A 20,138-nucleotide genomic window follows, 5' to 3' on the forward strand; every position below is an offset into this window, starting at 1 on the left:
ACCGATATCGTTGCCTCGGCAATCTTATCAAGCATCGAACGACACGTTGAGTGAGGCACCACCTATTCTGCCCTGTAGACCGGCGTTAAGCTCTCTACAGGGCAACCCTCAGCTTCATCGCGCCACCTTCTGTTCATCGCATCACCCTGCGTCACAAAGTTCTCTTCTTTTCTTCCACATCCGCCTCGGTTAGCATCAAACAACCCAATGAGAGCGAGATGATTTCCTTGAAAAAGTGGCGTTTGTTTCCCGGATCGCTGAGACAGCTGGTCCTGATGGCCTTTTTGCTGGTGCTGCTGCCGTTGCTGGTGCTGGCCTATCAGGCTTATGAAAGCCTGAATCATCTCAGTCGTCAGGCCGCCGAAATCAATCGCACGACTATTGTCGACGCCCGCCGCAGTGAATCCATGACCAGCATCGCGCTCGAAATGGAACGCAGTTATCGGCAATATTGCGTGCTCGACGATCCTACGCTTTCGACGCTTTATCAAAGCCAGCGTCGCCAGTATTCCCAGATGCTCGATGCCCACGCCTCGGTGCTGCCCGATGGCCGCTATTATCAAAATCTGCGTGACCTGCTGACCGAACTCTCCTCCTTTCGCTGTGAAAATAACAGTCCAGAACCCGAATCTTCGCGCCAGCTCGAAGAATTTTCACGTTCCAACGCTGAGATGGTGCAAGTGACCCGCGATGTGATCTACTCTCGTGGTCAGCAGTTGCAGCGCGCCATCGCCGATCGCGGCAAGTTTTTCGGCTGGCAGGCGCTGGTACTGTTTCTGCTTAGCGGCATGCTGGTGGTGCTGTTTACTCGCATGATTATCGGCCCGGTCAAAGGGGTCGAAAGAATGATCAATCGGCTTGGCGAAGGCCGTGCGCCGGGCAGCGTGGCTAAATTTCGCGGGCCGAGAGAAATTCGCGCGCTGGCAAAACGTATTAACTGGCTGAGCGAACGGCTGGCATGGTTTGAATCGCAGCGTCACGAGTTTTTACGCCATATTTCCCATGAGTTGAAAACGCCGCTGGCAAGCATGCGCGAAGGCACCGAGTTGCTGCGCGATGAGGTCGCAGGGCCGCTCACCGCCGACCAACAAGAGGTCGTGGCGATACTGAATACCAGCAGCCGTCATCTGCAAACGCTGATCGAACAGCTGCTTGACTACAACCGCAGGCTGGCCGACGTGCCGACCGACAAAGAGCAGGTTAACCTGCCGGAAATTCTTCACAGCGTGGCGGCGGCACATAGTCTGACGGCGCGAAGTAAGTTGATCCATACTGAGATAAAGGCCGAAGCGCCAGCGTGCTGGGCAGAATCGGTGCTTTTGGTGCGGGTGCTGGACAATCTCTACTCCAATGCGGTGCACTACGGGGCCGAATCCGGTAACATTTGGCTTCACAGCTGGCAGAAAGGGCCGCTAACTATTATTGACGTCGCCAACAGCGGCACGCCTATTCCGGCGAGCGAGCGGGCGATGATTTTCGAGCCTTTCTTTCAGGGAAGCCAACTGCGCAAAGGCGCTGTCAAGGGCAGCGGGCTGGGACTGAGTATCGCCAAAGATTGTATCAAGCGTATGGAGGGCGAGCTGAAACTGGTTGAGGTGGACTACGCCGACGTCTGTTTTCGCATTGAGCTGCCCGCTATCGGCGCAAACTTAGCTGAGTAAAATAAAATCATGCACCCAGTATTACTCTTTATAGGCCGCGTTGGCCTTGCTCTTCGTTACAACAGCTTTCGTATTCGATCCATACGTTCATCCATAAGTTCATCCCTAAGCTCGTGCAAAACAGGATTGAAGGGAAAAACGCTGCTGTTCATGTCGGCAGCCGTAATGCCTCTGCTGCTCGCGAGCTGTGCGGGACAGCAAAAAGACAAGGCGCAACAGAAGGTTGAAGAAGATGTGATCCCGGCCAGCAAGGTGATCGACTTCCATATTGCGCCCTGCGAAACGCTGTGGGCGCTGGACGACAGCGCGACGCTCGATAATTCGCTCTACTGGCTGCGGGCGATGGACTGCGCCGATCGAATGGACAACGCGCAGGCGAGCTATCAGGCCACGCAGATTGATTCTTCAGGCTGGGCGAACGTGTTTAAACAGAGCATTCTGGTGGCGTCTACCGATCCAAATTTGGCTCAGCGTAGAGAGTTGCTGAAAAACGTTAACGATTACCGAGGCCAGATGCCGGGGTCGATTCGTCCTTTATTGCAGCTGTGGCGCGAGCGACAAACCTTGCAGGTGACGCTTGAAGATGAGAAAGCGCGCAATGCTCGTATGCAGGCAGCCAACGAAGCGAAGCTGCAAGAGATGACGAGCCAACAGCAGGCGCTGCAAAGCAGTCTCGACGACACGCGCCGCAAGCTGGAGAATCTGACCGACATTGAACGCCAGCTGTCGTCGCGCAAACAGATGCAAAGCGACGCGCCCGATATTCACGATCAAGATACCAAGTGATTCAATTCGCTATCAAAATGACAAGGGTCAGCCAAGGGCGACGGGAGTAACATGACCGCACGGAGAAACGCCAGCCTGCTGCTGGTGGACGACGATCCCAGCCTGTTAAAGCTGCTGGGCATGCGCCTTTCAAGCGAAGGTTTTCAGGTCACCACGGCCGCAAGTGGAGAAGAGGCGTTGAAGCTGCTGCGCCGCGAGCGTATTGACCTCGTGCTCAGTGACTTGCGAATGGACGAAATGGACGGCATGGCGCTGTTCGCCGAGATTCAAAAGCATCAACCCGGCATGCCGGTAATTATACTAACCGCGCACGGCTCGATTCCCGACGCTGTAGCAGCAACGCAGCAGGGCGTTTTCGGCTTTTTAACCAAGCCGGTCGACCGCGACGCGCTCTATAAAGCCATCGACGACGCGCTGGCCCAGTCCGCGCCTGCTGGCGATGAAAGCTGGCGCGAGCAGATTGTAACCCGCAGTCCACTTATGCTGCGGTTGCTCGAGCAGGCCAAAATGGTGGCGCAGTCTGACGTTAGCCTGCTGATTAACGGGCAAAGTGGCACGGGCAAAGAGGTGTTAGCGCAGGCGATTCATCGCACCAGCCCGCGCGGCAAGCAGGCTTTTATTGCGATTAACTGTGGCGCATTGCCCGAGCAGCTGCTGGAATCCGAGCTGTTTGGTCATGCCAAAGGCGCTTTTACGGGCGCGGTGAGCAGTCGGGAAGGGCTGTTTCAGGCCGCCGATGGCGGTACGCTGTTTCTCGACGAAATCGGCGATATGCCGCTCTCTTTGCAGGTGAAATTGCTGCGTGTCTTACAGGAGCGCAAGGTAAGGCCGCTCGGCAGTAATCACGATATTGACGTCAACGTGCGGATAATTTCCGCTACCCATCGCGATTTACCCAAGGCGATGGCGAAGGGCGAATTTCGCGAAGATCTGTTTTATCGGCTCAACGTGGTCAATCTCAAGCTGCCAGCGTTAAACGAACGATCGGAAGATATTCCGCTGCTGGCCAATCATCTGCTGCGCGAAGCGGCGCTGCGACATAAGCCTTTCGTGCGCAGTTTTTCAACCGATGCCATGAAGCGGCTGATGGCGGCGAGCTGGCCGGGCAACGTGAGGCAGCTGGTTAACGTCATCGAACAGTGCGTGGCGCTGACCTCCGCGCCGGTTATCAGCGAGGCGCTGGTCGAACAGGCGCTTGAGGGCGAAAATACGGCGCTGCCGACCTTCGTTGAAGCGCGTAACACTTTCGAGCTGCACTATTTGCGTAAACTTTTACAGATTACCCGCGGCAATGTGACGCAGGCAGCACGCATCGCTGGCCGCAATCGCACCGAGTTTTACAAGCTCCTTTCAAGGCACGAACTCGAGGCCAATGATTTTAAAGAGCCTTAATTAAATAGTGACCTCTCCCTGTCGGTTGATTTTACGAGAGAGGCGGATGTGATACTTTATGCGCCTGCCGGTGCCGCGAGCACCTAAAAGCTAAAAATTAATCTTGCCGCTGCCGCTGTAAAGCGTGGGCAAACAGACGATAAAAAGGGCCTGCCATGAAAAAGATCGACGCAATTATCAAACCCTTCAAGCTGGATGACGTGCGTGAAGCACTGGCTGAAGTTGGCATCACCGGGATGACCGTTACCGAAGTTAAAGGCTTTGGTCGTCAGAAAGGCCATACCGAGCTGTACCGTGGCGCGGAATACATGGTGGATTTCCTGCCGAAAGTAAAAATCGAAATCGTGGTCGCTGACGATATCGTGGATACCTGTGTAGAAACTATCATGACGACGGCACAAACCGGCAAAATCGGCGACGGCAAAATCTTTGTCTTCGACGTGGCGCGCGTGGTGCGAATTCGTACCGGTGAAGAGGATGAAGAGGCAATCTAATCCCTCTTTGCGGGCTGGTTTTTACCGGCCCGTCCCTTTTTTGTCCATCCCCTCCCTTTTTATTCCCCGATTTTCCCTTTTGTGCTCTCACTCGCAAAGCTGAAATATTCACCTCTAAAAATTAACAAAACCTGCTTAAAACGGCGTAGGTCATAGTAGATCAAAGCCTTGTGCCACGTGATGCCAAACGTTTGCTTAAAAACCTGCTTTCGAGACTATGCCAAGGGGGGGCAAACAGTTTACACTGTGCCCCAGAACCCATCAGGGGCGTTTATTTAAGTTTGTTGAGTCAGGAGAAGCAGATGTTAAAGCGTGAAATGAACCTTGCCGATTATGATGCCGAGCTGTGGCAGGCCATGGAGCAGGAAGTTGTACGTCAGGAAGAGCATATCGAGCTGATTGCGTCAGAGAACTACACCAGCCCGCGCGTTATGCAGGCTCAGGGTTCTCAGCTGACTAACAAATATGCTGAAGGCTATCCTGGCAAGCGCTACTACGGCGGCTGCGAGTACGTTGATATCGTTGAACAATTGGCGATCGACCGTGCTAAAGAGCTGTTTGGTGCCGACTATGCAAACGTTCAACCACACTCTGGTTCACAGGCTAACTTCGCGGTTTACACTGCTTTGCTGCAACCGGGCGACACCATTCTGGGTATGAACTTGGCGCACGGCGGCCACCTGACTCACGGTTCTCCCGTTAACCTGTCGGGTAAACTGTACAACGTGGTGCCTTACGGCATCGACGAAACCGGCAAAATCGATTACGACGATCTGGCGCGTCAGGCTCAACTGCACAAGCCAAAAATGATCATCGGCGGCTTCTCCGCGTTCTCCGGCGTGGTTGATTGGGCTAAAATGCGCGAAATCGCAGACAGCATCGACGCATGGTTCTTCGTCGACATGGCTCACGTAGCCGGTCTGGTTGCGGCAGGCGTTTACGCTAACCCGGTTCCACACGCACACATCGTGACTACCACGACGCACAAGACGCTGGCAGGTCCACGCGGTGGTCTGATTCTGGCGAAAGGCGGCGACGAAGACCTGTACAAAAAACTGAACTCCGCGGTATTCCCGGGTGGTCAGGGTGGTCCATTGATGCACGTGATCGCCGGTAAAGCCGTTGCGCTGAAAGAAGCCATGGAACCTGAGTTCAAGGCTTACCAGCAGCAGGTTGCTATCAATGCGAAAGCGATGGTTGACGTCGTGCTTGAGCGCGGTTACAAAGTGGTTTCTGGCGGCACGCACAACCACCTGTTCCTGATGGACCTGGTTGACAAAGGCCTGACCGGTAAAGAAGCCGACGCCGCTCTGGGTCGCGCCAACATCACCGTGAACAAAAACAGCGTACCTAACGATCCGAAGAGCCCGTTCGTGACTTCTGGCGTGCGTATCGGTACTCCGGCAGTGACCCGTCGCGGCTTCAATGAAGCTGACGTTCGTGAACTGGCTGGCTGGATCTGCGACGTGCTTGATAACGTCAACGACGAAGCAACCATCGAACGCGTTAAGCAAAAAGTTCTGGAAATCTGCGCACGCTACCCTGTATACGCATAATCCGGCTTTGATAGCTGAAAAAACCACGCCTCAGCGCGTGGTTTTTTTTCGTCTATTGTCGGGTCTTCTATTATCTACAGTTAATGCTGGGTCGTCTTGCCAACATTCTCACCAAGCCGAGGCGACGTCACAGCCGAATTTACAGGTTGTGAGCCTGAAGCCGCGCTATTCAGACTTTGTGGTGTTGATGAAGTATTGGAAAACTGTCGGACCGGAAGTGAAGAGGGCGACGTTTCAGGATGCAAACGCCGTTGCATTACGCGCGCGAGATAGTTTTTATGACGTTGATCTTGAGCGATTCTGTGGGGCATTTTTTTCGGCTCTTTTCATGAATGAGCACGCAGTTTATGAGGCAGGAGATCATAAAAATTTGCGTCATGTCATATAACGCAGACTACAAATCACTGCGCTTCGAGTAATGAGCGAATTCTCTTTCTTTCGTCCTTCGAAAGGGGCAGCTGGGCATAAATCACCAGCGGATCGGCATCGGTTGTTAGCGTGGCGTAAGGCGTGACTATCATCGCAACGCCGCTCGGCGCGCCGTGCTGGTGGAATTCGTCGAGCGTCTGATATTTGATATTTAACGGCATTAATGTCGCTTCACGAATGTGTTGCTCAACGGCTTCTTCGAGCGGCGGATTATTGTCGGTCAATAGCAAAATCTGCTTCTCCTGCAACGCGTTGCCCTGCATCAGCCACGCGCCAAAAATTACCGCGACCAAGCCGACTTCTTCGCCGGGAAATGCGATTTCATAGGCTTTTTCAATATCTTGCAAAGCATCCCGCGTGGTGCGCATCAGACGCGGATACATGTGATTTACCTCATCCTGCATCTGGCTGTCGACAATAATATCGAACCGACAGCGCTCGATCGCGGGTCCAAGATGAGCAAACAGCTGGCTGATTAACCCTTCATAACTGCTAAAAGTCATGCCCGACACGTCTTGAAAATTGGCGACCAGCGTTTCGATTTGCGCCATTAACTTGAGATCTTCGGCAGAACCCGAGCTGTCGTAGCTGTAGTTTTTAATCATCGTCAGCAGCAAAGCAAAGAAATCGCGTTCGCACTCTGCAAGATTCACGCTTTTCAGGGTCTGTAATTTATTGAAAATTAGCTCGGCGGCAATAAATTCGGGCTTGTTACGCAGCCAGCGTAGCTGGGTTGGGCTGAACTCCAGCTGCGTCGGCGTGATGTCCTGCCACAGGCAAAATTGCAGATAAACCTGTAAAAACTGTTCGTCGCGCGGGCTGAATTCACGATTCAAAAGTTCGGCCAGCCGCTCGATGAGCAGGGGAAACTGACTGCAATAAAGTTGATGGTCGAAATCGACAGTCTGGCTGAGTTTTTGTTCCAAATGAGGCATGAAATGATGGTGCAGAAAATCGGGGCTGCTGCGAATGGCGCGCCGCAGGCCGTTAATCAGACAAATTCTCTGGTCGAGCACCGCGCCTTGTAGCTCAAAAGCCTGTTCGCGGGTCGTGGCTATTTCCAGCCGATGCAGGCGCTGAATCTCGGCGGCAAGGTGCGCCAAATCTTTTTGCGTCGTTGGCAGATCTACGCCGTTGATTTCACCAACTTTCTCCAGCTGAAGAGTCTTTGACGGACTGTACAGCATCAACAATAGGTTACAGCGACGTTGTTGAGCGGAGAGCTCAGGCACGGAGGAGGTGTCCAGGCTCATATCACCTTCTGGGTTCGCTAGATTTGAAAATTCTTCATTAGCATAGCAAATCATTGCTGTGAAAACGCACTGCTCATCAGGGTTTTGCGCGAGCTTCCAACTGCGATCACAGTTATTTATTCTCGCCGCTATATTTGAATTGATTTAAGATGTTACTTTATAACAAGTGTTTGCACGATTGGGCTACGGACTTCATTTGAAACAACTAATATTGCGCTCGAAAAAATCACTTAACGCCGCGTTATTAATGCTGATGGCTCTCTCCGCGCCTGCGTTGGCTCATCCGCACAGCTTTATCGACATGCAAACCACGCTGGTGATGCAGCAGAAAAATTTGCTCGCCCTGAAAATGGTCTGGACCATGGATGAAATTACCTCCGCCGACTTGCTTTACGATGCCGGTAGTGCGGGGGCGGGCAGTGAAATCTGGAAAAAATTGGCCGCAGAAGTGATGGCGCGGGTCATGGCGCAACACTATTTCACTAATGTTTATCGCGACGGCAAACCGCTGCGTTATATGCGCCTGCCCAGCGAATATCAGCTTTCGCGTAACGGCAACAAAGCCGTGCTGGAGTTTGTTATTCCACTTGCACAGCCTGCACCGCTGGCCGGTAAACCCATCATTTTTTCTACCTATGATCCGAGTTATTTCGTTGATATGACGTACAAAAGCGATCGGGCGCTGCACCTGCCCGCCGAAGCGACGCCAGCCTGCGCGCTGTCATTATTTACGCCGAAGCCGAATGCCTCGATGCAGGCTTATGCGCTGTCGTTGGACAAGGCCGATGCGCCGCCGGAAGAGATGGATCTTGGGCAGCAATTTGCACAAAAGGTAACGTTGCAATGTCAGTGAACTTTTTGAAATTTAAGCCATTAAAAAATGAGCTCGCGCCGCGCGCAACAACGCCAAAATCAGCTCTTGCCACGCTTTGGCCGCTGATCATTTTTTTACTGTTATTAGCGTTTGGCGCAGTAGCTTTCTGGCACTTCTGGCCGCAAATCTTATTAAACAGCATTATCTGGCAGCGATCGCTGCATATGCAGCTGGCCGAAATCCTACAGCAGGTAAAAACTCATCCCGCAAAAGCCGGACTGAGCCTGACCTTATTTAGCCTGCTTTATGGCGTGATCCACGCGGTCGGTCCCGGCCACGGCAAAGTGGTGATTACCACCTATCTCGCGACGCATCCCTCAAAACTGAAAACCAGTCTGCGACTCACCTTTGCCTCCGCCGTGGTGCAGGGGCTGATGGCGGTATTTCTGGTCACGCTGGTGCTCGGCGTGCTGCAACTCTCCTCGCGGCAGCTGCATCAAAGCAGTTTCTGGATGGAGAAGGGCAGTTTTGCGCTGGTCATGCTGCTCGGAATTATTCTGTGCTGGCGAGCGCTGCGTCAGGGCATAAAACAGCTGACGTCGCTTCGCAAAAGTTCGGCATTAAAAATCAAGGGGTTGCAGCCTATTAGCGCTGCGCACCAGCATGACGCGAACTGTGGTTGTGGTCATCAGCATGTGCCAAATGCAAGCCAGCTACAAGCGGGCGGCGGATGGCGAACCCAGGCTGCGGTCGTATTGGCGATGGGGTTACGCCCGTGTTCCGGCGCCATTATGGTGCTGCTATTTTCAAAGGTGATTGGCGTTTATAGTTGGGGCGTAATATCGGCCCTTGTGATGGCGCTAGGCACCTCATTAACAGTGTCACTAATCGGATTTTTAGTATTTTATAGCCGTGAATGGGCGGTAAAACTTAGCGCTAATCGACCGTCGTCGAAGGGATGGCAATTAAGCTGGACGTTACTGGCATTCAGCGGTGGGCTTATTCTTATTGCCGCGGGCATCGTGCTTTATCAAACCAGCGCGTCGGGGTTCGGCGGTGGAATGGGGCCTTTCGGACAATAACGATAAGGGTGGCATAAGTCTTAAAGCGCTGGCTGGCAGCATTCAGCGCTTTCGTTTTACAGTAGTTTTGTTTATAAATAGAGCGTCGGTAAAAACTATAAGGTTATTGATTTTTATTTCTCTGTTACCAGAGCGATGAATTCTAATATCTAAATTTTTTATCTGATTATTATTTTTTTAACTTTTAATTATAAATCGATAGTCATAAGTCGATATTCATAAATCAATGATTGTAAATCCGTAGTCATAAATAAAAAGCAATTCCGCACGCAGATATTACGTTCATTTGTCTTTCTTTACACACAGCAAAATATCATGGGGTAACGATATTGAAGACTAATCAGAATATACAATATCTTCGCGGGATAGCCGCGCTCACCGTCGTCATGGCGCATACTGTCTCAAGCTTTACCGCGTTTAGAGATATCGGAGGTTTTGGTAACGTCTTTCTTCATAATATCGAATTGATAGGGCAGGTAGGGGTAGGCGTGTTCTTCATTATCAGCGGCTATATTATGTCAATGACTACGCATAACAAAGCTGGCGGTATTGAAAATGCCAAGATGTTTTTATTAAAAAGAGCCGTGAGAATTTATCCTATTTATTTTGTCTGGACCAGTGTCAACGTTACGTTATGGGCGTTCGGCGTGTTCCAGCGAGGCATACATTACTCTATCGACAAAATCATCACCTCTTACCTGCTCATTCCGTATATTTCTTTTGATGGTGACGTCATTGACCCGATTCTTCGACAGGGTTGGACGCTAATTTATGAAGGCTTTTATTATCTCGCCTTTGCGCTGCTTATTTTATTGGGTCAGCATCGTAAGTTCGGTATTTACATTTTAGCGATATTCTTTACGGTATTAAATTTCCTCTCTGCCTTTATGACGTCTCCCTCCGCGCAATCTTTTTTTTCTGGTCATATTATTTTATTGTTTGTCGTCGGCATGTTTATCTTTCATCATCAACACAGCATTCTGGCCTTTATGCGTATTAAAGCCGCAAGAAGAGTCATGTTGGCGCTAATTTTATGGCTAGTTGGCGTTATTGCACTAGAAAACAGAGAGCTGGGCGATTATGCCGAATACCTGCATTATCTGACGGCAACGGTATTATTTTTATATCTCTTCTCGGCCAAAAAAGTCAGCGGACCGATATTGGAAATTGGTAACTCATCCTATTCATTGTATTTAACCCACACCTTTTTAACCACGGCTTACGCCATCGTGGTGAGATCCGCCGGTTTAAGCAACTTAACGTTACTCTGGTTAGCCATGGCGACCTTCTTTATCGCGATAGTCGTCGGAGAAGTCGCTTACAGGCTGATAGAAAAGAAGCTCATTTTCAAAACCGCCAGCATCGTTCAGGTGCCAGCCGAACTGAACAAAGCCTGATAGCGAGTTGAAAGCCTCTAACAACGCGTGATTACGTCATTTTTATCAGCATGCAGCCAAACAGCAGGCATAAAAAAAGGACGCCTCGGCGTCCTTCAATTTATTACACAGATCTTATTATCATTACACAGATCTTATTGCAGGCTGATTAACGCTTCAGCGCGTCATGCAGCTCGTCACGCATTGCGTTAAGGATACCCTTAACTACGCGTGGGTTTCCGGCAACCACGTTACCAGAAGAGTAATGGTTGTGACCGCCAACGAAGTCAGTCACTACGCCGCCTGATTCACGAACCAGCAGCTCGCCACCGGCGAAATCCCAAGGCTTCAAACCGATTTCAAAGAAACCATCAACGCGGCCAGCGGCAACGTAAGCCAGGTCCAGCGCGGCTGAACCGGTGCGACGGAAGTCTGCACATTCGGTGAACAGTTTGCCCACAACTTTGATGTAGCTGGTTGCGTGCTGTTTAACTTTGAACGGGAAGCCGGTCGCCAAAATGGTGCCGTCGAGATCTTTCGCGGTGGTGCCGCGCAGACGGTAGCCGTTCAGCTGCGCGCCCTGACCACGGGTAGCGGTGAACAGTTCGTTACGCATTGGGTCATAAACCACGGCAACTTCGGTGCGGCCTTTAATGCGCACAGCGATAGATACTGCGAAATGAGGGAAACGTTTTACGAAGTTAGCGGTGCCATCCAGTGGGTCGATAATCCATTGTACGTCTTTCTCTTCACCTTCCAACTCACCACATTCTTCGCCGATGATAGTGTGTTTTGGGTAAGACTTGCGAATAACGTCGACGATCATGCTTTCTGCATCGCGGTCTACGTTAGTAACGAAATCGTTGGTGCCTTTCTGAGTTGCTTCTACAGAATCTGGCGTTTCGTAATGTTTGGCAATAAGGTTACCGGCCTTGCGCGCAGCGCGCACGGCGATGGTGAGCATCGGATGCATGGATATCTTCCAACTAGGATGTTAAAGAACGGGAAACGGCGCGCAGTATAGCAACAGTTCAACCAAACGCCAACGACTTTGGGATGTGCCGTGTTGTAACCAGTGTTGTAACCAGTGTCGTAATGTATGGCGTAACGGCCCGCTAACTCATGACGTGGCGCTGGTTTGTGGTAAACTGTTGCGATTTTCCGCAACGCTTAGAGTTTGTATGCTACACAATATTCGCATTGTCCTGGTCGAAACCTCCCACACCGGGAATATGGGCTCCACCGCCCGCGCTATGAAAACCATGGGCTTATCCAGCCTTTATCTGGTTAATCCGCTCGTTAAACCTGATTCGCAGGCAATTTCAATGTCTGCCGGTGCCAGCGATGTCATTGGTAACGCCACAATTGTCGATACTCTCGACGAAGCGCTGGCGGGTTGCAGTCTGGTGATCGGCACCAGCGCGCGTTCCCGTACTTTGCCGTGGCCGATGCTTGAGCCTCGCGAATGTGGCGAACTCTCCGCGAAAACGTCAACTTCGGCTCCGGTTGCCTTGGTATTTGGCCGTGAACGCGTGGGTTTAACCAATGAAGAGCTGCAAAAGTGCAACTATCACGTCTGCATTCCTGCCAATCCTGAATATAGCTCGCTGAATCTGGCGATGGCCGTGCAGTTAATCGCCTATGAAGTTCGCGTCGCCTGGCTTGCGCAACAGGAAGCGGCCAAGCCGGCAACTGAACAAGAAGAAGAAGCGCCTTATCCGCTAATCGAAGATCTGGAGCGTTTTTATCTGCATCTCGAAGAGGTATTGCTGAAGGTCGGTTTCATTCGAAAACAGCATCCCGGACAGATTATGAGCAGGCTGCGTCGCCTGTTTACGCGTGCACATCCAGAGGCTCAAGAGCTGAATATTTTGCGCGGCATCCTTTCTTCTGTTGAGAAATCCACCAGCGAGAAGCCGGAAAACGATAAGGAATAAGCATTTTCCTTAGCGTTATATGGTTATTTATCAAAGTGTTACATGCGAATTTTGGGGAGTGAAAATACCCTTAAAAATAGCGCATGTAATACTTGAGTAAATTACTAGGTTAAATAGTTGACTAAAACAGTCGGGAATGTCAGACTCATTTTCATGTTGTCCCCCCATTGATTTTTTTGAAATTCACTGACAGGTAATCATGTTATGAGACTGACATCTAAAGGTCGTTATGCTGTTACTGCTATGCTTGACGTAGCACTGCATTCCCAAGAAGGCCCAGTGCCTTTAGCCGACATCTCTGAACGTCAGGGCATCTCTCTTTCGTATTTGGAGCAGCTGTTCTCCCGCCTTCGCAAACACGAGCTGGTTGCCAGCGTTCGTGGTCCGGGCGGCGGTTATCTGTTAGGTCGTGACGCCATCGAAATCTCTGTTGGCGCGGTAATTACTGCTGTTGACGAGTCTGTCGATGCGACCCGTTGTCAGGGTAAAGAAGGTTGTCAGGGCGGCGAACGTTGCTTAACTCACACCCTTTGGCGTGATCTGAGCGAACGCATCAGCGGCTTCCTGAACGACATCACCATTGGTGAGCTGGTGAATAACCAGGACGTGCTGGAAGTTGCCGACCGTCAGAACAGCGATCTGCGTCGCATGCCAAATGGTCGTCCGCAAGAAACGATTAATATTAATCTGCGCGCGTAAGCGAAGCTGATTTCACACGCAACGTTCGTTTTGCGTTAAGAACCGGGTTAGACAAGTGCAAAGACTCACGTCATTGCAGTGTTGTCGCCCGGTTTTTGCATTTTCTGCTCTCTAGCCGCGATTGGCATGATTTCCCTTTTATCCAGCAGCAAAGCCGTTTTAAACTGTCCCTGTAATTAATATCCGAAAGTATTTATTTGTCCCCTCATAATTAACATAATTTAATAATGTATCAGTCCGTTCGAAAACGAACGCGCAGTACGGAGCTATTTGCCATGAAATTACCGATTTATCTCGATTATTCGGCCACTACGCCGGTCGACCCACGCGTAGCCGAAAAGATGATGCAGTGTTTAACGCTGGACGGTACTTTCGGCAATCCGGCTTCCCGTTCCCACCGTTACGGCTGGCAGGCGGAAGAGGCGGTTGACGTCGCGCGCAACAATATTGCCGAGCTGATTAATGCCGATCCGCGTGAAATCGTCTTTACCTCCGGTGCGACAGAATCCGATAATCTGGCCATCAAAGGCGCGGCGCTCGCCAACCAGCAAAAGGGTCGGCATATTATTACCAGCACTACCGAGCATAAGGCGGTGCTGGATACCTGCGAGCAGCTCGAACGCGAAGGATTCGAGGTGACTTACCTTAATCCGCAGACAAACGGCCTGATTGAATTGCAGCAAATTGAACAGGCGCTGCGCGACGACACGGTGCTGGTTTCCATCATGCACGTGAATAACGAGATTGGCGTGATTCAGGATATTGCTGCCATCGGCGAGCTTTGCCGCAGCCGTGACATCTTGTTCCACGTCGATGCTACGCAAAGCGTGGGTAAGATCCCGGTCGATTTGGCGGAGCTGAAAGTTGATTTGATGTCGTTTTCGGCGCATAAGATTTATGGCCCGAAAGGCATTGGTGCTCTGTATGTCAGCCGAAAACCGCGCGTGCGGGTCGACGCGCAGATCCACGGCGGCGGTCACGAGCGCGGAATGCGTTCCGGCACTTTGCCCGTGCATCAAATTGTGGGCATGGGCGAAGCTTATCGCATCGCGAAGTTAGAAATGGTTGAAGAAGCGGCGCGGCTGACTGCGCTGCGTGACCGTCTCTGGCAGGGTATCCGCAAAATCAGCAAGGTGTGCCTTAACGGAAGCGCCGACCAAACCGCGCCAAACATCCTTAATGTCAGTTTTGCCGACGTTGACGGCGAATCTCTCATCATGACCTTAAAGGATCTGGCCGTCTCTTCAGGTTCGGCCTGCACCTCGGCCAGCCTTGAGCCTTCTTATGTCTTGAAAGCGCTTGGGCTGAATGATGAGCTGGCGCACAGTTCTATCCGTTTCTCCGTTGGGCGTTTCACAACGGAAGAAGAGATCGATTACAGTATTTCGCTTGTCGGTAAATCAATAACCCGTCTACGTGAACTTTCTAACGCAAATCATTGAAGATTAAGAATAATCAGGAGTGTTGTAATGACGACCGAAGCCACGACTACCGATATCATGCCTATCCTGCTCTCTTCACAACCGGCTGACGCCCGTTGGGGCGAGAAGGCCCTGTTAAGCACTGACAGCGCGGGCATCACGATTCATTTTTCAGCTGACGATAAGCTGACCTCTATTTCCCGCGCCGCCCGCCGTATCGAAGGGCAGGGCATCAAAAAGTTGCAGCTTTCCGGCGAAGGCTGGGATTTAGAAACCAGCTGGGCCTTTTGGCAGGGTTTCCGCAGCCCGAAAGGCAGCCGCAGCGTCGAGTGGGCCGAGCTTTCTGACACCGATTCAGAAAAACTGCAACAGCGCCTGAAAATCATCGACTGGGTGCGCGACACCATTAATAAACCTGCTGAAGATCTGAGCCCTGAAAAACTGGCCCGCAGCGCGGTAGATTTGTTGTGCGAATACGGCGACGCCATTAGCTATCGCATCACTAAAGGCGAAGAGCTGCGTGAAAAAGAGTACAACGGCCTTTATACCGTGGGCCGCGGTTCCGATCGCCCGCCAGTCATGCTCTCTCTAGACTTCAACCCAACCGGCAATCCAGATGCACCCGTGTTTGCCTGCCTGGTGGGCAAGGGCATCACCTTTGACACCGGCGGTTATAGCCTGAAACCAAGCGGCTCGATGGATTCCATGAAAGCCGACATGGGCGGCGCGGCAACCCTGACCGGTGCTTTGGCGCTGGCCGTGGCGGGCGGTTTGGACAAACGCGTCAAACTTTACCTGTGCTGTGCCGATAACATGGTGAGCGGTAACGCTTTCAAACTTGGCGATATTATTACTTATCGCAACGGCAAAACGGTTGAAGTCATGAACACCGACGCCGAAGGCCGTCTGGTTCTGGCCGATGGCCTGATCGACGCATCAAAACACAATCCGACCCTGCTTATCGATGCGGCAACCCTGACCGGCGCGGCAAAAATGGCGTTGGGCAACGATTACCACGCGCTGTTGAGCTTCGATGACGCGCTTGCCAACGAGCTGCTTGCCAGTGCGAGCGAAGAACACGAGCCTTTCTGGCGTCTGCCGCTGGCCGAATTCCACCGCAGTCAGCTGCCGTCAAACTTTGCCGATCTTAATAATATCGCCGGGCCGGCAAACGGCGCGGGCGCCAGCACGGCAGCGGCTTTCCTGTCGCATTTCGTGTCGGAATACAAAAAAGGCTGGCTGCACATTGACTGCTCGGCGACCTATCGCAAAAGCGCGTCGGGCCAGTGGGCGGCGGGCGCAACCGGTCTGGGTGTGCGCACCGTGGCTAACCTATTGTTAGCAAAAGCTAAGTAAGCCAAGGAAACACGATTAGATGAGCGTTCCGCACGATATTCCTGCAGCTCCATCAGCGGATGAAAACGAGCTTGAGCGTTTGCTCAAGCTTTCGGTCACGCAGGCTGCCTATCGCCCGGCTTTCTACCAAACTCTTTTAGAGTCAACGGTTTGGGTGCTAGGCGATGCTGGGCAACAGTTTGCTGGGCAAGACGCTACAGGCGCTGAAAAAATCGCGGGCAGCGAGTTAAACCTGCTGCACTGGGAAAAACAGGACGGCAGTTCAATCATTCCTTTCTTCTCTTCGGTTGAGGTGCTCGAACGCGCCGCTGCCGGAGAAAGCGAAGATGAGCAGTCTTTTGTTGCGCTTCCGGCACGTGTTTTGTTTGAAATGACGCAGGGTGAAGAGCTGTTCCTTAACCCGAAATCGGAGTATGGCAAAGAGTTTTATCCGAGCGAAATCACGCTGCTGCTTAATACCGGCGGGCTGGCTGCTCCGACCGAGCTGGTTCTCGATGCCGAAAGCCAGCTGCTGATTGGTCAGCCAGAAGAGTATCCGTCGGCGATGGTCGATGCGCTTACGACACTGTTTAGCCAGAAAAAGCCGGTTCGCCGCGCCTTTTTAGCGCTGATTCATGATAAAAGCGTCGATCCTGAGCCAAATTTGCTGGTTGGAATCGAAGCCGACGGCAGCGAATCAGAAGTTGATGCGCTAATCCGTGAAGCGGGTAATGTTGCTAGCGAAACCTCACCCGACGATAAACCGGTCGACTTTTGCGTGGTCAATGAGAAGGAAAGGGGGCTTAGCCATTATCTGGTAAGTCACACCCAGCCTTTTTATCAGCGCAAATGGGGCAGTTGGCTGCGAAACATTATTCCCTCTTCGGGCAAAGCTTGACGAGTAACTAGACTATTCATTTAACGGTTAGCCTGTCTTGAAGCCTGCCAAGGGTCGCGTTTGCGGCCCTTTTTTTAGCTCGCGATTACCAGCCGTGGATAATCGGCCAAACGGCTTCAATCTCTTCACTGCCATCTCGCACCACTGAAAATTCGCCGTGCTGGCTGACCGTCGCGCAGGCGTGGTTTGGCAAAATCCGCACGCGGCTGCCGTAAGGTAAATCGGGCAGGTTTTGCTGACTTCCCGGGCGCAGCGCCAAAATTCCGTGCTCCTGATTCACGTCGACCATGATTAAATCGCCCAGCGTATTACCCGCCATATCGCAGACAATGCCATAACGTTGATCGACAGCCTGCGCCGCCGTGCCGCGATCTCGTGACATCGCCATCCAGCCAGCATCGACCATAATCCAGCCTTTTTGGCGCTGATGGCCGATAACGGTAGCAACTACCGACAGCGCGATATCTGAAGTTTGGCAAACGCCCGCACCCGTCATGACTAGATCAAACAGGGTAAATACGCCAGCGCGGACTTCCGTCACGCCGTCGAGATTCTGGCTAAAATGCGCGGTAGGCGTAGAACCCACGCTGACGACGGGGCTTGGTAAACCGGCGGCGAGTAATGCTTCGGCACAGGCAACGGCGGCGGCGCGCTCTTTTTCGGCCATCGCCTGATGTTCCTGCAAACTTTTGCAGTGATAAGACTCACCGGCATGGGTAATAATGCCGCGCAGTTCGGCCCCTTCATTATGCAAAACCTTGCCAATTTCAATCAGCAGGTTATCTCCTGGGATCACGCCGCTGCGATGGCCGTCGCTGTCGATTTCAATCAATGCGGGGATCTTGACGCCTGCTTCACGAGAAAAACTCGCAACGGCGTGAGCCTGCTCAAGGCTATCAAGAATGATGCTGATATCGGTGCCAGCCTTTAATAAAGCGGCGACGCGCGGCAGTTTTTGTGGCGCAATGCCGACGGCATAAATCAGATCTTTGCATCCTGCGGCAGAGAAGACTTCTGCCTCTTTTAACGTCGAAACGGTCGCAGGGCCGTGACCTTCAGTCAAAATGAGTCGCGCGGCTTCAACCGATTTAACGGTTTTAAGATGCGGGCGCAGCGGCACGCCAAAACGGTCAGTGTGCTGACGTAAACGGGCGACGTTACGTTCAAGTTGGTCGCGATTAAGCAGCAGAAAAGGCGTCTCTTTATGGTGAATATTGGCAGTGGACGCCTGACTATTATGGGTCGCGCTATCGGTCATATTCTTGATCATGCTGGTGGCTCGCTAAGTTTTATAATTTTTTAATAGACTGACGTTTCAAACATCAGTTTTTATTCATTCGAATGTTTAAAATGCGCTGGCCAACAGGCGGCTGTAATTCTCAAGGTCAACGTTGCCGCCGCTTATTACGATGCCAATACGTTTCCCGCGCAGCGATTCGGCGTTGGCCCGCACTGCCGCTAAACCTAAGCAACCAGTCGGTTCGACTACCAGCTTCATCCGCGAGGCGAAAAACGCCATTTCTGCAATGAGCTGCTGGTCGGTTGCCGTATAAATATCGGTGACATCACGTTGAATAATCGGGAAATTAAGGTGGCCGAGAGAGGGCGTTTGTGCGCCATCAGCGATAGTTTTTGGCGTGTTGATTTTAACGATAGCGCCCGTACGAAACGACTGCTGGCCGTCATTTCCGGCCTCGGGTTCAACGCCGTAAACTTTACAGCCAGGTGAAAGCGCGCGTGCGGCCAGCGCCGAACCCGCCAGTAATCCTCCGCCCCCCAAAGGCGCAAAAAGCGCATCCAGATCGCCCACTTCTTCTATTAACTCTTTTACCGCCGTTCCCTGACCCGCAATAACAGGTGCATAGTCGTAAGCGGGAACTACCGCGTAGCCAAACTTTTCTGCGAGTTCATGGGTAATGGCTTCACGGTCTTGCGTGTAACGGTCATATTCGACGACTTTTGCGCCGTAGCCTTCCGTTGCGGCGCGCTTGGCTTTAGGGGCATCCAGCGGCATGACGATAGTGGCCGGAATGCCTAATAATGAAGCCGAAAGCGCGATGCCCTGTGCGTGGTTTCCGGAAGAAAAAGCAATCACGCCACGTTTACGCTGTGCCTCGTCAAGCTGCGCCAAGGCGTTGAATGCGCCGCGAAACTTGAATGCGCCCATGCGTTGCAGGTTTTCGCATTTGAAAAAAATCTCGGCGCCAAGTGCATTGTTTAAAATCGTTGATTGCATCACCGGCGTTTTATGGGCAAAGCCTTCAATTCTTTTGGCTGCGGCAACAACATCATCATAGGTCGGCAAAATCATTATTTTTCCCCTGTTAACTTTTAATATCGTTGTACAACGTGGCGCGTGAAACGCCAAGATGCTGGGCAATGATCGGCATCGCTTTCCGCATATCCAGATAGCCTGCCAGCTTGAGTTCATTGAGTAACGCTCGGCGTTCCGTGGCTTTTAACGCCTGCGGAGCACGCAGTCTGCTGGCAGAGAATTTATCAATATATTCCCGGATTACCTCGGCGTTTGCCGGGTCTAGCGTTTCCTGGATTTCCACCTTACCCGTCTGACAAAACTGCGCCAGCATAGATTGCATCTGTCCGAAAAGATTGAGATCTACATTCAGACAAAGCGCTGCAACGTATTTTCCGTTTTCATCCTTGATACCAATAGAGGTACTTTTTGCGCGGCGTCCGTCGGCAAATCGGTTGCTGTAATTGGCAATAACCTGCGGATAATCAGGGTCGGCAATGCGCGCCATGCCCAGCTCGGTCGCGGGTTCTCCCACGGAGCGACCTGATAAGTTATTGTTTATCGACAAAATAGCCTGTTTAGGGTCGGTTAAGTCATGCACCACCACTTCACAAAATGGCGCAAAAGTTTCGCCGATGCCTTTGGCTATTTGCTCGAGCTGGTCCACAAGAACCTGACGGGTTGAGTGTTTTATAAGCTTCGTTTTCATGGTTGACAATTTATCTATATTTATACAAATGGTCAATAAGTC

Annotated in this window: 18 protein-coding genes; 13 read left to right on the forward strand and 5 right to left on the reverse strand. The window is 51.8% G+C overall.

Annotation, left to right across the window (positions count from 1 at the left end; all coding sequences use genetic code 11):
• Positions 1-218 precede the first annotated feature (218 nt).
• The 5 genes from SC206_RS10605 (at position 219) to glyA (ending at position 5,889) form a co-directional block, all read left to right on the forward strand.
• The gene (locus SC206_RS10605) at positions 219-1,661 is read left to right on the forward strand and encodes a sensor histidine kinase (protein ID WP_332736962.1); all 1,443 of its coding nucleotides are present in this window, start codon (positions 219-221) and stop codon (positions 1,659-1,661) included.
• Positions 1,662-1,811: 150 nt separating this feature from the next.
• On the forward strand, positions 1,812-2,447 hold the full coding sequence (gene qseG / locus SC206_RS10610; RefSeq protein ID WP_332736964.1) for a two-component system QseEF-associated lipoprotein QseG: 636 nt from the start codon (positions 1,812-1,814) through the stop codon (positions 2,445-2,447).
• A 51-nt stretch (positions 2,448-2,498) separates the two neighbouring features.
• Positions 2,499-3,839 carry a two-component system response regulator GlrR gene (gene glrR, locus SC206_RS10615; RefSeq protein WP_332736966.1) on the forward strand — a complete coding sequence of 447 codons (1,341 nt, stop codon included), beginning with the start codon at positions 2,499-2,501 and terminating at the stop codon, positions 3,837-3,839.
• Positions 3,840-3,994: 155 nt separating this feature from the next.
• The gene (glnB, locus tag SC206_RS10620; protein ID WP_009638933.1) at positions 3,995-4,333 is read left to right on the forward strand and encodes a nitrogen regulatory protein P-II; all 339 of its coding nucleotides are present in this window, start codon (positions 3,995-3,997) and stop codon (positions 4,331-4,333) included.
• A gap of 302 nt (positions 4,334-4,635) precedes the next feature.
• A complete protein-coding gene (glyA, locus tag SC206_RS10625; RefSeq protein WP_332736970.1) occupies positions 4,636-5,889 on the forward strand; it encodes a serine hydroxymethyltransferase in 1,254 nt (417 codons plus the stop codon).
• Positions 5,890-6,290: 401 nt separating this feature from the next.
• Here the strand turns inward: glyA and csiE are convergent, their stop codons facing one another.
• Complete coding sequence (csiE, locus tag SC206_RS10630) at positions 6,291-7,571, reverse strand: stationary phase inducible protein CsiE (RefSeq protein ID WP_332736972.1); 1,281 nt, start codon at positions 7,569-7,571, stop codon at positions 6,291-6,293.
• Between the two features lie 247 nt (positions 7,572-7,818).
• Here csiE and SC206_RS10635 point away from each other — a divergent pair, with 247 nt between their 5' ends.
• The 3 genes from SC206_RS10635 (at position 7,819) to SC206_RS10645 (ending at position 10,864) form a co-directional block, all read left to right on the forward strand.
• A complete protein-coding gene (locus tag SC206_RS10635; RefSeq protein ID WP_332737136.1) occupies positions 7,819-8,424 on the forward strand; it encodes a DUF1007 family protein in 606 nt (201 codons plus the stop codon).
• Positions 8,415-9,467 carry a nickel/cobalt transporter gene (locus tag SC206_RS10640; protein ID WP_332736973.1) on the forward strand — a complete coding sequence of 351 codons (1,053 nt, stop codon included), beginning with the start codon at positions 8,415-8,417 and terminating at the stop codon, positions 9,465-9,467. Before SC206_RS10635 ends, SC206_RS10640 begins: the two co-directional genes overlap by 10 nt.
• A 329-nt stretch (positions 9,468-9,796) precedes the next feature.
• Complete coding sequence (locus SC206_RS10645) at positions 9,797-10,864, forward strand: acyltransferase family protein (RefSeq protein ID WP_332736974.1); 1,068 nt, start codon at positions 9,797-9,799, stop codon at positions 10,862-10,864.
• 148 nt (positions 10,865-11,012) lie between these two features.
• Here the strand turns inward: SC206_RS10645 and suhB are convergent, their stop codons facing one another.
• Entirely contained in the window at positions 11,013-11,816 is an 804-nt protein-coding gene (gene suhB, locus SC206_RS10650) for an inositol-1-monophosphatase (protein WP_332736975.1), read from the reverse strand.
• Between the two features lie 208 nt (positions 11,817-12,024).
• On the opposite strand from suhB, the gene trmJ reads away from it, so the two are divergent.
• The 5 genes from trmJ (at position 12,025) to sseB (ending at position 17,133) form a co-directional block, all read left to right on the forward strand.
• Entirely contained in the window at positions 12,025-12,780 is a 756-nt protein-coding gene (gene trmJ, locus SC206_RS10655; RefSeq protein WP_332736977.1) for a tRNA (cytosine(32)/uridine(32)-2'-O)-methyltransferase TrmJ, read from the forward strand.
• Positions 12,781-12,984: 204 nt separating this feature from the next.
• Positions 12,985-13,479, forward strand: coding sequence for a Fe-S cluster assembly transcriptional regulator IscR (iscR, locus tag SC206_RS10660; protein WP_045049306.1), 495 nt, complete (start codon positions 12,985-12,987; stop codon positions 13,477-13,479).
• Between the two features lie 275 nt (positions 13,480-13,754).
• Entirely contained in the window at positions 13,755-14,921 is a 1,167-nt protein-coding gene (locus SC206_RS10665; protein WP_332736980.1) for an IscS subfamily cysteine desulfurase, read from the forward strand.
• Positions 14,922-14,948: 27 nt separating this feature from the next.
• Positions 14,949-16,256 (forward strand): aminopeptidase PepB, encoded by a 1,308-nt coding sequence (pepB, locus tag SC206_RS10670; RefSeq protein ID WP_332736982.1) that lies wholly within the window; start codon positions 14,949-14,951, stop codon positions 16,254-16,256.
• A gap of 19 nt (positions 16,257-16,275) precedes the next feature.
• Complete coding sequence (sseB, locus tag SC206_RS10675) at positions 16,276-17,133, forward strand: enhanced serine sensitivity protein SseB (RefSeq protein WP_332736983.1); 858 nt, start codon at positions 16,276-16,278, stop codon at positions 17,131-17,133.
• A gap of 85 nt (positions 17,134-17,218) precedes the next feature.
• Here the strand turns inward: sseB and SC206_RS10680 are convergent, their stop codons facing one another.
• From SC206_RS10680 to SC206_RS10690, 3 genes are all read right to left on the reverse strand, one after another.
• On the reverse strand, positions 17,219-18,391 hold the full coding sequence (locus tag SC206_RS10680) for an alanine racemase (RefSeq protein WP_442976074.1): 1,173 nt from the start codon (positions 18,389-18,391) through the stop codon (positions 17,219-17,221).
• Between the two features lie 87 nt (positions 18,392-18,478).
• A complete protein-coding gene (locus tag SC206_RS10685; RefSeq protein ID WP_332736987.1) occupies positions 18,479-19,444 on the reverse strand; it encodes a threo-3-hydroxy-L-aspartate ammonia-lyase in 966 nt (321 codons plus the stop codon).
• A gap of 13 nt (positions 19,445-19,457) precedes the next feature.
• The gene (locus SC206_RS10690; RefSeq protein WP_442976075.1) at positions 19,458-20,081 is read right to left on the reverse strand and encodes a helix-turn-helix transcriptional regulator; all 624 of its coding nucleotides are present in this window, start codon (positions 20,079-20,081) and stop codon (positions 19,458-19,460) included.
• Positions 20,082-20,138 lie beyond the last annotated feature (57 nt).

Source organism: Rouxiella sp. T17 (assembly GCF_036663475.1).
Taxonomy (GTDB): domain Bacteria; phylum Pseudomonadota; class Gammaproteobacteria; order Enterobacterales; family Enterobacteriaceae; genus Rouxiella.

Bases quoted from the DNA above. Each gene is read 5' to 3' on its own strand.
- pepB (WP_332736982.1), top strand. From the start codon at position 14,949: ATGACGACCGAAGCCACGACTACCGATATCATGCCTATCCTGCTCTCT.
- SC206_RS10605 (WP_332736962.1), top strand. From the start codon at position 219: ATGATTTCCTTGAAAAAGTGGCGTTTGTTTCCCGGATCGCTGAGACAG.
- iscR (WP_045049306.1), top strand. From the start codon at position 12,985: ATGAGACTGACATCTAAAGGTCGTTATGCTGTTACTGCTATGCTTGAC.
- csiE (WP_332736972.1), bottom strand. From the start codon at position 7,571: ATGAGCCTGGACACCTCCTCCGTGCCTGAGCTCTCCGCTCAACAACGT.
- trmJ (WP_332736977.1), top strand. From the start codon at position 12,025: ATGCTACACAATATTCGCATTGTCCTGGTCGAAACCTCCCACACCGGG.
- glyA (WP_332736970.1), top strand. From the start codon at position 4,636: ATGTTAAAGCGTGAAATGAACCTTGCCGATTATGATGCCGAGCTGTGG.
- sseB (WP_332736983.1), top strand. From the start codon at position 16,276: ATGAGCGTTCCGCACGATATTCCTGCAGCTCCATCAGCGGATGAAAAC.
- SC206_RS10640 (WP_332736973.1), top strand. From the start codon at position 8,415: ATGTCAGTGAACTTTTTGAAATTTAAGCCATTAAAAAATGAGCTCGCG.
- SC206_RS10680 (WP_442976074.1), bottom strand. From the start codon at position 18,391: ATGACCGATAGCGCGACCCATAATAGTCAGGCGTCCACTGCCAATATT.
- glrR (WP_332736966.1), top strand. From the start codon at position 2,499: ATGACCGCACGGAGAAACGCCAGCCTGCTGCTGGTGGACGACGATCCC.
- suhB (WP_332736975.1), bottom strand. From the start codon at position 11,816: ATGCATCCGATGCTCACCATCGCCGTGCGCGCTGCGCGCAAGGCCGGT.
- SC206_RS10635 (WP_332737136.1), top strand. From the start codon at position 7,819: ATGCTGATGGCTCTCTCCGCGCCTGCGTTGGCTCATCCGCACAGCTTT.
- SC206_RS10665 (WP_332736980.1), top strand. From the start codon at position 13,755: ATGAAATTACCGATTTATCTCGATTATTCGGCCACTACGCCGGTCGAC.
- qseG (WP_332736964.1), top strand. From the start codon at position 1,812: ATGTCGGCAGCCGTAATGCCTCTGCTGCTCGCGAGCTGTGCGGGACAG.
- SC206_RS10685 (WP_332736987.1), bottom strand. From the start codon at position 19,444: ATGATTTTGCCGACCTATGATGATGTTGTTGCCGCAGCCAAAAGAATT.
- glnB (WP_009638933.1), top strand. From the start codon at position 3,995: ATGAAAAAGATCGACGCAATTATCAAACCCTTCAAGCTGGATGACGTG.